12 protein-coding genes are annotated in these 12,992 nt (G+C 71.6%); 7 read left to right on the plus strand and 5 right to left on the minus strand.

Annotated features, from left to right (window positions below; genetic code table 11):
• Positions 1 to 528 precede the first annotated feature (528 nt).
• From AB0G79_RS00505 to AB0G79_RS00525, 5 genes are all read left to right on the plus strand, one after another.
• Positions 529 to 693 (plus strand): hypothetical protein, encoded by a 165-nt coding sequence (locus tag AB0G79_RS00505; RefSeq protein ID WP_360797995.1) that lies wholly within the window; start codon positions 529 to 531, stop codon positions 691 to 693.
• Positions 694 to 702: 9 nt separating this feature from the next.
• The gene (locus AB0G79_RS00510) at positions 703 to 996 is read left to right on the plus strand and encodes a Dabb family protein (RefSeq protein WP_360797997.1); all 294 of its coding nucleotides are present in this window, start codon (positions 703 to 705) and stop codon (positions 994 to 996) included.
• Between the two features lie 230 nt (positions 997 to 1,226).
• Positions 1,227 to 2,072, plus strand: a complete 846-nt coding sequence (locus tag AB0G79_RS00515) for an RNA polymerase sigma factor SigF (RefSeq protein WP_360797999.1) — start codon at positions 1,227 to 1,229, stop codon at positions 2,070 to 2,072.
• Between the two features lie 235 nt (positions 2,073 to 2,307).
• Positions 2,308 to 3,219 carry an RNA polymerase sigma factor SigF gene (locus AB0G79_RS00520; protein WP_360798001.1) on the plus strand — a complete coding sequence of 304 codons (912 nt, stop codon included), beginning with the start codon at positions 2,308 to 2,310 and terminating at the stop codon, positions 3,217 to 3,219.
• A 61-nt stretch (positions 3,220 to 3,280) separates the two neighbouring features.
• Positions 3,281 to 4,204 carry a hypothetical protein gene (locus AB0G79_RS00525; protein WP_360798003.1) on the plus strand — a complete coding sequence of 308 codons (924 nt, stop codon included), beginning with the start codon at positions 3,281 to 3,283 and terminating at the stop codon, positions 4,202 to 4,204.
• A 123-nt stretch (positions 4,205 to 4,327) separates the two neighbouring features.
• Here the strand turns inward: AB0G79_RS00525 and AB0G79_RS00530 are convergent, their stop codons facing one another.
• Positions 4,328 to 4,513 (minus strand): hypothetical protein, encoded by a 186-nt coding sequence (locus tag AB0G79_RS00530; RefSeq protein ID WP_360799113.1) that lies wholly within the window; start codon positions 4,511 to 4,513, stop codon positions 4,328 to 4,330.
• A gap of 382 nt (positions 4,514 to 4,895) precedes the next feature.
• Between AB0G79_RS00530 and AB0G79_RS00535 the strand changes: the two genes are divergently transcribed.
• Both AB0G79_RS00535 and AB0G79_RS00540 read left to right on the plus strand, forming a co-directional pair.
• Complete coding sequence (locus AB0G79_RS00535) at positions 4,896 to 5,339, plus strand: MarR family transcriptional regulator (RefSeq protein ID WP_360798005.1); 444 nt, start codon at positions 4,896 to 4,898, stop codon at positions 5,337 to 5,339.
• Between the two features lie 15 nt (positions 5,340 to 5,354).
• The gene (locus tag AB0G79_RS00540; protein WP_360798007.1) at positions 5,355 to 6,989 is read left to right on the plus strand and encodes an MDR family MFS transporter; all 1,635 of its coding nucleotides are present in this window, start codon (positions 5,355 to 5,357) and stop codon (positions 6,987 to 6,989) included.
• Positions 6,990 to 7,068: 79 nt separating this feature from the next.
• On the opposite strand, the gene AB0G79_RS00545 is transcribed toward AB0G79_RS00540, so the two are convergent.
• From AB0G79_RS00545 to AB0G79_RS00560, 4 genes are all read right to left on the minus strand, one after another.
• The gene (locus tag AB0G79_RS00545) at positions 7,069 to 7,833 is read right to left on the minus strand and encodes a TetR/AcrR family transcriptional regulator C-terminal domain-containing protein (protein WP_360798009.1); all 765 of its coding nucleotides are present in this window, start codon (positions 7,831 to 7,833) and stop codon (positions 7,069 to 7,071) included.
• 35 nt (positions 7,834 to 7,868) lie between these two features.
• On the minus strand, positions 7,869 to 9,359 hold the full coding sequence (locus tag AB0G79_RS00550; protein WP_360798011.1) for an MFS transporter: 1,491 nt from the start codon (positions 9,357 to 9,359) through the stop codon (positions 7,869 to 7,871).
• 78 nt (positions 9,360 to 9,437) lie between these two features.
• Entirely contained in the window at positions 9,438 to 11,606 is a 2,169-nt protein-coding gene (locus AB0G79_RS00555) for a glycosyltransferase family 39 protein (RefSeq protein ID WP_360798013.1), read from the minus strand.
• Entirely contained in the window at positions 11,603 to 12,976 is a 1,374-nt protein-coding gene (locus AB0G79_RS00560) for a bifunctional glycosyltransferase family 2/GtrA family protein (RefSeq protein ID WP_360799116.1), read from the minus strand. The genes AB0G79_RS00555 and AB0G79_RS00560 overlap by 4 nt, the downstream gene beginning before the upstream one ends.
• Positions 12,977 to 12,992: the final 16 nt, after the last annotated feature.

A 12,992-nucleotide genomic window follows, 5' to 3' on the forward strand; every position in this document is an offset into this window, starting at 1 on the left:
CGTAGGAGCGGGCAGTCCGACGACGGGCCTTGCTCGTTCGGAGTCAGGGGGACGGGAGGGAGAGGTCAGGGGTACGGGGTAAGGGCCACGGGTCCCGGGGGGCGGTCCCCGGGGGGGAGGGCGGCCCCGGGGGCGGTCCCGGCGCGGCGGTCCCGGGGGGGGGCGGGGGCCGCTCGTGGCAACGCGAAAGCCCCGGGTCGCGCATGTGACTCGCGACCCGGGGCTGTCGGTGGGGCTAGGACGGGGGGAGCGGCATCGGGGGGACAAGCCGCTCCCCCCGATGAGAACCGGTCCAGCAAGTCCTGCGCCGCAGTCAGGGGGGAAGCTCGCGGCGCGGACCCCGCAGTGCGGGCCGGTTCCAGGAGCCCTTCGGATTCCTGCCAGATCCTCTGGGCTCTGACATCAATACTGCGCGCCCGTCACCCTTCCGGGGGGCGGCGAAAGGCCCCGATCGCCGGGTCCTTGGTCCATAAAGCCTCGGTTAGAGTGGCGCGGTCGTACGGGCGGGGGACTGGGGAGGCTGGGCAGATGGTGCAAGCGAAGAAGGTCGCGCTCTACGCGGTCGGGTGCTTCGTGCTCTACACGATCATCACCTCCCCCGAACGGGCCGCGGACCTGGTCCAGGTAGGCTTCGAGGGCATCGCCAGCGCCGCCCAGGGAGTCGGTCAGTTCATGACCGAACTCATCAACTAGGAGCCTTCCGTGATCCGCCATCTGGTCCTCTTCAAGCTCAACGACGGCGTCTCCCGCGACGAGCCGCGCGTCGTCGCCGGCGTCGAGGCGTTCCGGGCGCTCGGGGAGCAGATTCCGGAGCTGCGGTTCTGGGAGTGCGACTGGAACATCACGGACCGGCCGATCGCGTACGACTTCGCGATCAACTCGGCCGTCGAGGACACGGACGCGCTGCAGCGCTACCTGGAGCACCCGGCGCACCAGGCGGGCGTCGCGCAGTGGCGCGAGTTCGCTACCTGGGTGATCGCGGACTACGCGTTCTAGGAACCGACCGGCGGGATCCGTCCCGTCTCGCTGCCCTCCACCGAAGCGGTGGGGGGCTTCGCCGGTTTCTGGGCCGCCCTTTTCCTCCCTCACACCCTCAACACGTAGTTATGCGGTGCTTGCACACAGTGGACATGTCTTGTGATGCTATGACCGCTTTTGACGGATGAGTTGACCGTTGTTGACCTGTTGACCTGGTGACCTGTTGACCAAAAAGGGGTGGCGTGAACGTGCCGGCCAGTACAGCGCCTCAAGTCCCGCCCCAGCACGAGGCAGGCGGCGCGGAGACCCCGCGCGCCCGGCCCCAGAGCACGCGCGGCGCCGACACCCGGGCCCTCACACAGGTGCTCTTCGGGCAGCTCAAGCACCTCACGCCGGGCACCGCCGAGCACGACCGCGTGCGCGGCGCCCTCATCGAGGCCAACCTCCCCCTCGTGCGGTACGCGGCGGCCCGCTTCCGCTCCCGCAACGAGCCCATGGAGGACATCGTCCAGGTCGGCACCATCGGCCTGATCAACGCCATCGACCGCTTCGACCCCGAGCGGGGCGTGCAGTTCCCCACCTTCGCCATGCCCACCGTCGTCGGCGAGATCAAGCGGTACTTCCGCGACAACGTCCGGACCGTGCACGTCCCGCGCCGGCTCCACGAGCTCTGGGTGCAGGTGAACGGCGCCACCGAGGACCTCACCACCGCCCACGGCCGCTCCCCCACGACCGCCGAGATCGCCGAGCGGCTGCGGATCGGCGAGGACGAGGTGCTCGCCTGCATCGAGGCCGGCCGCTCGTACCACGCCACCTCCCTGGAGGCGGCGCAGGAGGGCGACGGACTGCCCGGCCTGCTCGACCGGCTCGGCTACGAGGACCCGGCGCTCGCCGGCGTCGAGCACCGCGACCTCGTACGGCACCTGCTCGTCCAGCTGCCCGAGCGAGAGCAGCGGATCCTGATGCTGCGTTACTACAGCAACCTGACCCAGTCTCAGATCAGCCAGGAACTCGGCGTCTCCCAGATGCACGTGTCAAGGCTCCTCGCCCGGAGCTTCGCCCGTCTGAGATCCGCAAACAGGATCGAGGTGTAGCTGGAACGGGTAGACCGGTTCGGAGCAGTTCTGCGGCACCCCAAATGCCGCACACCCCTTGTTTCCTGCGGATATGCGTCTTCGCCTTGTCGACAAGTCACTACAGCGTGTTGCCGACATGTGACATTCTGCTCGAACCGAGTTTGCCGCAGCCTCGCCGCCGGTATTCAGGTGGAAGCTGCGTTCCTCAGATGGTCGCGGCCACCGCGACCGTCCGCGACCTCAAGGGGGTGGCATGTCCACAGAACTGGGCAGCTCGAAGGTGCTCACGCTCACGCCCGTTCCCGTGCCCACGCAGACGACGGCTCCGACCGCGGCCGACAGCGGCGCGGAGGCCCCGGCCCCGCAGCCCGTCGCCGTGCCGTCCGGCGCCCTCGACACCCGCACCCTCTCGCGCTCCCTGTTCCTGCGCCTGCGCGCCCTCGACGACGAAGGCGCCGCCGCGGACAGCCCCGAGCGGACCTACGTCCGCGACACCCTCATCGAGCTCAACCTCCCCCTCGTGCGGTACGCGGCGGCCCGCTTCCGCTCCCGCAACGAGCCCATGGAGGACATCGTCCAGGTCGGCACCATCGGCCTCATCAAGGCCATCGACCGCTTCGACTGCGAACGCGGCGTGGAGTTCCCGACGTTCGCGATGCCCACCGTCGTCGGCGAGATCAAGCGCTTCTTCCGCGACACCTCGTGGTCGGTGCGCGTCCCGCGCCGGCTCCAGGAGCTGCGGCTCGCCCTCACCAAGGCCAGCGACGAGCTCGCGCAGCGGCTCGACCGCTCCCCCACCGTCCCCGAACTGGCCGCCGTCCTGGGGGTGTCGGAGGAGGACGTCGTCGACGGCCTCGCCGTCGGCAACGCGTACACCGCGTCCTCGCTCGACTCGCCCTCGCCCGAGGACGACGGCGGCGAGGGCTCCCTCGCGGACCGCCTCGGGTACGAGGACAGCGCCCTCGAAGGCGTCGAGTACCGCGAGTCGCTCAAGCCGCTGCTCGCCAAACTCCCGCCCCGGGAGCGGCAGATCATCATGCTGCGCTTCTTCGCCAACATGACCCAGTCGCAGATCGGCGAGGAGGTCGGCATCTCCCAGATGCACGTCTCGCGCCTCCTCACCCGCACGCTCGCACAGCTGCGCGAGGGACTCACTTCCGACTGAACCGCCCACCAACTTCCGTGAAGCATGGCCTTGTTGACTGACTGTCAGTCAGACTGTGGTCATGAGGCGACGGAAGCCCGGATTCGTGGCGACGGTGGCGCTCTGCCTCGGCGGGGCGCTCACCGCTTGCGGCAGCGGTGACGGCGAGGGGTACGCGGCGGTGGGCGCCGGGACCCTGCCCAAGGGGGCGGTCGCCCCTTCGGGGGCGATCATGCTGGTGCCGCTGGACGGGCCCACGGTTGGCGGGACGGCTTCGCCGGGCCCGTCGGGGAATCCCGGTGCGTCGGCTCCGGGGGCCCCGCCGGACTCGCCTTCGACCTCCTCCGCGGCGCCGGGCGCCGCGACGCCGCCAGGGGCGCCTTCGGGAGCCGGGGCGCCTTCGTCCTCCGACGGCGGTGTCTCCCGTACGGGATCCTCCGGTACGGGGTCGGGATCGGGGTCCGGGTCGGGTACGCGTACGGAATCGGGTACCGGTACGGGTACGGGCGCCGGTGCCGTCGGTACGGCTCCGGCCCCCGGGGGCGGCACCCCCTCCCGTAACCCCTCGACCACCGCACCCGGGTCCACGGGCGGCGGGTCCACGGGCGGCGGGTCGACGACCGCACCTCCGCCGCCCTCCACGACCGGACCCGGGCCCTCCTCCCCCGCCCCGGCACCCGAGCCCGAGCCGGAGCCCGAGCCCGCGTTGCTCAGCGTCTCCGGGACCGCGCTCGCCGACGCCGACGTGCGCTGGTGCGAGAAGGTGACGGTCACCGTCGTCAACAGCGGCGGCACGACGGCCCATCCGGGTTCCGTGTCCTTCGCGACCCATGTCATCGGCGCCCTCGGAGTCGACTGGGCCACGGTCACCAGCAGCCAGCCCCTGCCGGAGCCCATCGCCGCCGGGGCGGCGCGGACGGAGACGTACCGCGTGTGCGTGGAGTCCTGGCGGGTGCCGCTCGGCATGCGGATCGACACCCAGCGGGTCACCGTCAGCTGGGTGTAGCGGGGCGCGGCCGGACGGAGCGGGGCGCGCAAAGCGGAGGTGGGCCGGTCCGCGGGTGCGGAGCCGGCCCACCGGAGTGTGCGGGGGTATGAGCGGCGAGCGGGTGAGCGGTGGGGCGAGCGGTCAGCCCAGCGCCAGCCACGCGACGGCCGCCAGGACGACGACCACGGCGACGATGCCGGCGATCAGGCCCACGCGCGGTCCGGCGGACGCCGGGGCGGCGGTCTGCGGCTGGTGCGTCTGCGGGGCCTCGTCCACGAAGGCGCGGAACATCTGCGTGCTGCCGGCCGGGTCGTAGTTGCCGCCCATCGGCGGCGCGGTCTGCGGGGCCTGCTGGCCGTACTGCTGCTGGCCGTAGCCCTGGGGGGCCGACTGGCCCTGCGGGGCCGCCTGCCCCTGGGAGCCGGGACCCTGCGGGGGCTGCTGGCCGTAGCCCTGCGGAGCCTGACCCTGATAGCCGTAACCCTGCTGGGGCTGGCCCTGGGAGCCGTAACCCTGGGGGCCCTGGCCCTGGCCGTACGGTGCTTGGGGGTTGTGTGCCATGGGCCGGACCCTAGCGAAGGACGGGCAACGGGCCCAAGCCCGATCGCGCTTTGCCGATTCTTTAGCGCTGTTTGACCGATTTAGTTTGCCTGGAGCAACCATCCATCTCTATGGTTGCCCTAAGCAACAAGATGGACGGGGATGTCTCATGGCGACACGGAACCGGTACGAGGAGCTCGCCCGCGCGGTGAGCGCGTTCGGCGCCGTGAAGCGCGGCCTCGCCCGCACCCTGCCCGTCGACTGCCAGGGCGGCCCGGCAGCCGTACTCGCCCTGGTCAAGCACCACGGCGGGATGCGGATGAGCCGGCTCGCCGAGCTCATGGCCGTCGACATGTCCGTGTGCAGCCGCCATGTGGCGCACACCGTGGAACACGGCTGGATCGAGCGACTGCCCGACCCGGACGACAGGCGTTCCCGCATCCTGCGCCTCACGGAGGCGGGCGACGGAATGCTCGGCGAGCTCGACCGCCGGGTGACCGAGTCCTTCTCCCGCCACCTCGCCGAGTGGTCCGACGACGACGTCGAGCTGCTCACCGACCTGCTCGCCCGACTCCGCGACTCCTTCGGGGACTGCCGGGCCCACCACGCTTGAGAACGAAGGAAGTTGATGGCAACCACCACACCTGCGACCGGTGTGAGCGGCGACACCGGGGGGAACTCCCAGGGGACCACCCGGGGGAACCCCTCGGGGGACGTGACCGGCACCGGCGCCCCCATGACGCACCGCCAGATCATGGAAGCGCTGTCCGGACTGCTGCTCGGCATGTTCGTCGCCATCCTGTCCTCGACGATCGTCTCCAACGCCCTCCCCCAGATCATCACCGACCTGGGCGGCGGCCAGTCCGCCTACACCTGGGTCGTCACCGCCACGCTGCTGTCGATGACCGCGACCACCCCGCTCTGGGGCAAGCTCGCGGACCTCACCTCCAAGAAGCTGCTCGTCCAGATAGCCCTGATCATCTACGTCGCGGGCTCGGTCGTCGCGGGTCTCTCGCAGAGCACCGGCATGCTCATCGCCTGCCGCGTCGTCCAGGGCGTCGGCGTCGGTGGTCTCACCGCCCTCTCCCAGATCATCCTGGCCGCGATGATCGCCCCGCGTGAGCGCGGCCGGTACAGCGGCTACCTCGGCGCGACCTTCGCCGTCGCCACCGTCGGCGGCCCGCTCCTCGGCGGCGTCATCACCGACACCGACTGGCTCGGCTGGCGCTGGTGCTTCTACGTCGGCGTGCCCTTCGCGCTCATCGCGCTCGTCGTCCTCCAGAAGACCCTGAACCTCCCGGTCGTGAAGCGCCAGGTCAAGGTCGACTGGGCCGGCGCCTTCTTCATCAGCGCCGCCGTCTCCCTGCTCCTCATCTGGGTCACCTTCGCGGGGGACAAGTACGACTGGATGTCCTGGCAGACGGCCGTCATGGTGCTCGGCGCGGTCGCCCTCGGCGGGATCTTCGTCCTCGTCGAGACGAAGGCGAGCGAGCCGATCATCCCGCTCCGCCTCTTCCGCAACCGCACGATCACCCTGGCCTCGCTCGCCTCGCTCTTCGTCGGCGTCGCGATGTTCTCCGGCACGGTCTTCTTCAGCCAGTACTTCCAGCTGGCGCGGAACGAGTCGCCGACGATGTCCGGCGTCCTCACCATCCCGATGATCGCGGGCCTGTTCGTCTCCTCCACCGTCTCCGGTCTCGTCATCACCAAGACCGGCCGCTGGAAGGCGTGGCTGGTCAGCGGTGGCGCGCTCGCGGCGGGCGGCCTCGGCCTGCTCGGCACGCTCCGGTACGACACCCCGTACTGGCACACCGCCCTGTTCATGGCGGTCGTCGGCCTCGGCCTCGGCATGATGATGCAGAACCTCGTGCTCTGCACCCAGAACCAGGTGGCCCCCGCCGACCTCGGCGCCGCCTCCTCCGTCGTCACCTTCTTCCGGTCCCTCGGCGGCGCGATCGGCGTCTCGGCGCTCGGCGCGGTCATGGCCCACCGGGTCACCGACTACGTCAAGGAGGGCCTGGCCGAGCTCGGTCCGAAGGCCGCGGGCGCCATGGGCCGGGGCGCCGCGGGCGGTGGCATCCCGGACATGGACGCGCTTCCCGCCCCCATCCGGACCGTCATGGAGAGCGCGTACGGGCACGGCGTCGGCGACGTCTTCCTCTACGCGGCGCCGTTCGCGCTGCTCGCCTTCCTGATCACCCTGTTCATCAAGGAGGTCGCGCTGAAGAGCAGCACGGCGACCGCCTCGGAGGCGAACGACTGAGAGCTCCCGGACGCGCTTCGAGCGGAGGCGTGACCGGGTCGGGTACGGAGCGGCGGGCAGGGGACGGCCCGCCGCTCCGTCATTTCTCCCTGTCCACCAGGACCTCGATGCCCGCGATCAGGACATCCAGGGCGTAGTCGAAGTCGCGGTCCCAGACCACGCTGAGGTTGTCGTGCGAGGTCCGCTCGTCGAGGATGTCCCGCAGGCCCTCGATCCGCTCCGCGAGCGCCGGGTCGTCCCGGAAGGCGTTCACCGCGTCCACGTAGTACTCGTCCTGCGACATGCCGGTCTCCGCCGCGCGCCGGGCGAACTGCGCCTCCAGCGTCCCGTAGCCGTACACGAACTGGAAGACCGCCGACGTCGCCCCGGGCCAGCGGTCCGTGGGGAGGCCGGTCTCCGCGATCGTGTCGTGGATCTTCTGGACGACGGCGACCGAGTTCGGCCCGATGTTGAGGTACTGGCCGGCGCTCGGCGACATCCACCCGTGGCGGACCAGCATCCGCCGGTAGTCGAGGGCGAGCAGCCGGATCCGGTCCCGCCAGTCCCCCGCCGCGTCGACCGCCGCGAGGTCGATCTCGCCGTAGACGCTGTCCATGGCGTACTCGAGGATGTCGTCCTTGGTGTCGACGTACCAGTACAGGGACATCGCCGTGACGCCGAGATCGGTCGCCAGCTTGCGCATCGAGAACTTGGCCAGGCCCTCCTCGTCGAGCATCCGGATGGCGGCGACGACGATCCGGTCCCGGTCGAGCCCCGCGGGGCCGCCGCCGCTGCGGGCGGCCCGCTCCTCCAGCCAGACGCTGGAACGCGCCGGGTTCTTGGCCCGATCGGCTGCCTTGACCATCGCGTTCCTCCGTCTGTCAGCGGTCCGCCCCCATGCTAGGCAGCGACGGGCTCGTCGGCGGCCCGGGGCTCGGCGTCGCGCTCCGCCCTCTTCAGGAGGGCCGCCGCGACGAGGCCGCCGGCGAAGACGGCGATCGCGCCGACCAGCTGGCTGGTCTGGAGGCCCGAGGCGAAGGCGTCGGAGATCTCCTGCCGCTCGGCCTCGCTGCCCGCCGCCGCCAGGGCCGCCGGGAGCGAGGTCGCGGTGACGGCGACGAGCGCGGCGAAGCGGGCGTTGAGCACGGCTCCCAGGACGGCGACGCCCAGGCCGTTGCCGAACTCGGCGAGGGTGCCGTTGATCCCGGCGCCGATGCCCGCCTTCTCCGGCGGGATGGAGCTCATGATGGCGTTGGCCATGGCCGGGGAGGAGACGGCGATGCCACAGCCCATCAGGACCAGGCCGAGCAGCATGCCGCCGTAGCCGCCGTCCGTGCCGCCGCCGAGCAGCGCGATCGAGGTGAGTCCGCCGGCCACCAGGGTCATGCCGAGGACGACCGCGGCCGGAGTGCCGATCCTCATGACGAGCCGCGGACCGACGCCGGTGAGGTTGAGGGCCACGATCGTCAGGGCGAGCGGCGCCATCCGGAGGCCCGCCTCCAGGGGCTCGTACCCGAGGACGAACTGGAGGTGCTGGGTGAGGAGGAAGAGCGAGCCGCCCATGCCGAAGACGACCAGGATCGAGCCGCCGACGGCGCCGACGAACGTCCGGTTGCGGAAGAAGTGCATGTCGAGCATCGGGTACGGGGTGCGGAGCTCCCACAGCGCGAAGGCACCGAGCCCGAGGACACCGATGCCGGCCGGGACCAGGACCTCGGCGGACGCCCAGCCGTGCTCCGGGCCGGTGATGATCGCGTAGACCACGGAGGTCATGCCGATGGTGGAGAGCAGCGCGCCGAGGAGGTCGGGGCGGTCGCCCTGGGGGTTCTTGGACTCGGGGACCAGCTTGAGCACGGCGACGAGGGCGATGACGGCGACCGGGATGTTGATCAGGAAGATCATTCCCCACCAGAAGTGGTTCAGGATCACGCCGCCGATCAGCGGGCCGCCGGCGAAGCCGAGCATCGCGACCGTGGACCAGATCGCGATGGCCTTGACGCGCTCGTCGTCGCCGAAGATCTGCATGACGACGGCGAGGGTCGTGGTCATCAGGAGCGCGCCGCCGACGCCCATGCCCGCGCGGGCGGCGATGAGCTGCGTCGTCGAGTCGGCGAGGCCGGCGGCGAGCGAGCCGAGGCCGAAGAGCGCGAGGCCGGCGGCGAGGAGCTTCTTGCGGCCGTAGCGGTCGGCGGCGTTGCCCGCGCTGAGCAGCAGGCCGGACTGGACGAGCGAGTACGCGTTGATCATCCACTGGATGTCGGTGGTGGACGCGTGGAGTTCCGAGGTCAGCGAGGGGATGGCGACGCTGAGGACGGTGTTGTCGAGGAGGACGGTGAGCTGGGCGAGGCAGATGACGCCGAGGATCAGCCAGCGTTGGGGGTGGGGTGTCACGGACAGCTCCTTGTACGGTGTACGAGGCCAAGGCTCGTACACCGTACAAGGGTTTCTTCTACGCTGTATAGCGATTACTCACCTGGGGGCCGTGAGGTCGTAGAAGGTGGCCGTGCCGACCGTGACCTGGGCGAAGTTCTCGGCCACCCAGGAGGAGATCTCAGAGTTTCCGCCCGGGCCTCCCCGGCCGGCGTCTCCGTCACCGGGACCGGCACCGCTGGTTCCGCTGCCGATGAAGTAGTGGATCTTGCCGTCGGCGACGTACTGCTGGAACTGCGCGAGCGTCGGGGACGGGTCGCTGCCGTTGAAGCCGCCGATCGCCATGACCGGCTTCTCCGTGGCGAGCTGGTAGCTGGCCGCGTTCTGGGCGCCGACGGTGGCGGCGACCCAGGTGTAGGAGTCGGCGTCCTTGAGGAGGGCCGCCTTGGCCTCCGTACCGACGCTGGCGCCGTTGAGGAGACCGCCCATGCCGCCGCCTCCCATGCCCATGCGACCGCGTTCGCCGGTCTGGCCGGTCTGGCCGGTCTGGCCGGTCTGGCCGTTGCCGGGGGGCTGCATTTGGCCGCCGGGCATCTGGCCCCCGCCGGGCATCTGGCCTCCGCCGGTCATCTGGCCGCCCTGGCCGGTCGGGGGCTGCATCCGCCCCTGGCCCTGGCCCCCGTTCGGCGGCATTCCGCCGCCGTCGAACATCCGGCCGCCACCGGGGCCGCCGCCGCCCGGGCCGCCGCGGCCGCCCATGGCACCGCCCGACGGGCCCGCCGTCACGATGGAGCCCTGGTGGCCGGAGTTCAGCGTCGCCCAGGTGTACGCGAACGGGCCCGCGAGGCTCGCCGCCAGACCGAGGCCCGCGGCCGCGAGACCGAGGCGCCGGTCGACGCGGCCCGCGAGGAGCAGGCCGAGCGCGGCGACCGCGCCCGTCACGAGGACGGCCCAGCGCAGCCACGGCAGCCAGTCCGGCGTACGGCCCAGGAGTGTCCAGGACCACCAGACCGTCACCGCGACCGTGACGGCGAGCGTCGCCGAGGCGAGCAGGCGGGTGCGCTCCTCCCAGAGCACGGCCGCACCCATGCCGACGAGGGCCGCGAGGTACGGGGCCAGGGCCACCGTGTAGTACTCGTGGAAGATGCCGGCCATGAAGCTGAAGACGACGAGCGTGACGAGGAGCGAACCGCCCCAGGCGAGGAACGCGGAGCGCGCGGTGTCCGTACGGGACGCGCGCCAGGTGACGACGAGGCCCGCGACCAGCAGGATCAGCGCGGCCGGGAGCAGCCAGGAGATCTGACCGCCGATCGAGTCGTTGACCATGCGGCCGATGCCCGTCTCGCCCCAGCCGCCGCCCTGGCCTCCGCCGCGGCCACCGCCGCCTCCGCCGACGCTGCCGACCTCGTTGCCGTTGATCCGGCCGAGGCCGTTGTAGCCGAAGGTCAGCTCCAGGAAGCTGTTGTTCTGCGAGCCTCCGACGTACGGGCGGGAGGACGCCGGCCACAGTTCGACCAGGGCCACCCACCAGCCCGCCGAGACGAGCATCGCGAGCCCGCCGAGGGCGAGCCGGCCGAGCCGTCGGCCGGTGCCGCCGGGCGCGCAGACCACGTACACGAGCGCGAGCGCCGGAAGGATCAGGAAGGCCTGGAGGGTCTTCGTGAGGAACGCGAAGCCGAGGGCGACGCCCGCCCAGACCATCCACCTCGCCGCGCCCTCGTCGAGCTCCAGGGCGCGGAGGACGCAGAAGACGGCGACCGTCATGAGGAGCGCGAGCAGCGCGTCCGGGTTGTTGAAGCGGAACATGAGGGCGGCGACCGGGGTCAGCGCGAGGACCGCGCCCGCGATCAGGCCCGCGCCCGCGCTGAACCGGCGCCGGACGGCCGCGTAGAGCACGGCGACCGTGCCGACGCCCATGAGGACCTCGGGCACGAGGATCTGCCAGGAGCCGAGGCCGAAGAGGCGGACGGAGAGCGCCATCGGCCAGAGGGCGGCCGGGGGCTTGTCCACGGTGATCGCGTTGGACGCATCGAGGGAGCCGAAGAAGAAGGCCTTCCAGCTCTCGCCGCCCGCCTGTACGGCGGCGGAGTAGAAGGAGTTGGCGTAGCCGGACGCGCTCAGGTTCCAGAGGTAGAGCGCGGTGGTCACGACGAGCAGGCCGAGGAAGGCGGGCCGGACCCAGGGGGCGTCCTCGGCGCGCCCGCGCCAGAACCGGGCGAGCCGGCCGGTACGCGGAGCCGCGGGGACGGCGGTGGACAGGGTGGTCATCGTTCGTTCCTTGCTGCCGGGGAGGCTGAAGCGCGGTTGTCGCCCTGGTCGCGGTCGTTGCCGCGGTCGCGGTCGTTGCCGCGGTCGTTGCCGCGGTCGCGGTCCGGGAAGACCCAGAGGCGGAAGAGGAGGAAGCGCAGGACGGTCGCCGCGAGGTTGGCGACGATCAGGACGGCGAGCTCGGTGGAGTGCGCCGGGTCGCCGGTCGCCGCGCCGAGGGCGGCGAGCGAGCCGCTCGTCAGGGCGAGGCCGATGGCGAAGACCACGAGCCCCTGCGCCTGGTGACGGACGGCCCGGTCCCTGCCCCGTACGCCGAAGGTGAGGCGCCGGTTCGCCGCCGTGTTGGCGACGGCCGAGACGAGGAGGGCGCCCGCGTTGGCGAGCTGCGGGCCCACGCCGAGCCGGAAGGCCGAGTACAGCGCGAGGTAGAAGAGCGTGGACAGCGCGCCGACCACGCAGAAGCCGACGAGCTGGCGCGCGAGCCCGCCCGGCACACCGCTGAGGTCGCGGTCGCGGGGGTCGTCGCCGAAGGGCCTGGCCAGCCGGTCGAGGGGCAGCGAGCCGGTCGCGAGGGCCCGGCCGACCCGCCAGACGCCCTTGAGGTCGTCGGTGGCGGTCCTGACGATGTGGACGGTCGTGTCGGGGTCGTCGACCCAGTCGACCGGCACCTCGTGGATGCGCAGCCCGGCCCGCTCGGCGAGGACCAGCATCTCCGTGTCGAAGAACCAGCCGGTGTCCTCGACCATCGGGAGCAGCAGTTCGGCGACGTCACGGCGTATGGCCTTGAAGCCGCACTGCGCGTCGGAGAACCGGGCGGCGAGCGAGCCGCGCAGGATCAGGTTGTACGCCCGCGAGATGAACTCCCGCTTCGGGCCCCGGACCACCCGCGAGGAGCGGGCGAGCCGGGAGCCGATCGCCAGGTCGGAGTGGCCGGAGATGAGCGGTGCGACCAGCGGGAGCAGCGCGTTCAGGTCGGTGGAGAGGTCGACGTCCATGTACGCGAGGACGGGGGCGTCCGAGCCGGACCAGACCGTCCGCAGCGCCCGGCCGCGGCCCTTCTCCTCAAGCCGTACGGAGCGCACCTCGGGCACCTCGGCGGCGAGGGCCGCGGCGACGGCGGGGGTCGTGTCGGTGGAGGCGTTGTCGGCGACCGTGATCCGGAAGCCGTACGGGAAGGTCCGGACGAGGTGGTCGTGGAGCCGGCGGACGCACGGCTCCAGGTCCTTCTCCTCGTTGTAGACGGGGATGACCACGTCCAGGACGGGCGTTCCCGGCGTTCCGGCGACGGCGACACTCACCGGCAGGTGTTCCCGGACGGGGAGGGCGCCGGGAGGCCTGGACGCGGGGCCCGTGACCGTGGGGGTTCGCATCGTGGGGGTTCGCATA

The sequence above is a fragment of the Streptomyces sp. NPDC020807 genome (assembly GCF_040641575.1).
Classification (GTDB): Bacteria; Actinomycetota; Actinomycetes; order Streptomycetales; family Streptomycetaceae; genus Streptomyces.

What these genes read in the sequence shown, in the direction of transcription:
- AB0G79_RS00505 (WP_360797995.1), top strand. Translation starts at nt 529, where the DNA reads ATGGTGCAAGCGAAGAAGGTCGCGCTCTACGCGGTCGGGTGCTTCGTG.
- AB0G79_RS00520 (WP_360798001.1), top strand. Translation starts at nt 2,308, where the DNA reads ATGTCCACAGAACTGGGCAGCTCGAAGGTGCTCACGCTCACGCCCGTT.
- AB0G79_RS00525 (WP_360798003.1), top strand. Translation starts at nt 3,281, where the DNA reads ATGAGGCGACGGAAGCCCGGATTCGTGGCGACGGTGGCGCTCTGCCTC.
- AB0G79_RS00530 (WP_360799113.1), bottom strand. Translation starts at nt 4,513, where the DNA reads ATGGGCGGCAACTACGACCCGGCCGGCAGCACGCAGATGTTCCGCGCC.
- AB0G79_RS00535 (WP_360798005.1), top strand. Translation starts at nt 4,896, where the DNA reads ATGGCGACACGGAACCGGTACGAGGAGCTCGCCCGCGCGGTGAGCGCG.
- AB0G79_RS00540 (WP_360798007.1), top strand. Translation starts at nt 5,355, where the DNA reads ATGGCAACCACCACACCTGCGACCGGTGTGAGCGGCGACACCGGGGGG.
- AB0G79_RS00545 (WP_360798009.1), bottom strand. Translation starts at nt 7,833, where the DNA reads ATGGTCAAGGCAGCCGATCGGGCCAAGAACCCGGCGCGTTCCAGCGTC.
- AB0G79_RS00555 (WP_360798013.1), bottom strand. Translation starts at nt 11,606, where the DNA reads ATGACCACCCTGTCCACCGCCGTCCCCGCGGCTCCGCGTACCGGCCGG.
- AB0G79_RS00560 (WP_360799116.1), bottom strand. Translation starts at nt 12,976, where the DNA reads ATGCGAACCCCCACGGTCACGGGCCCCGCGTCCAGGCCTCCCGGCGCC.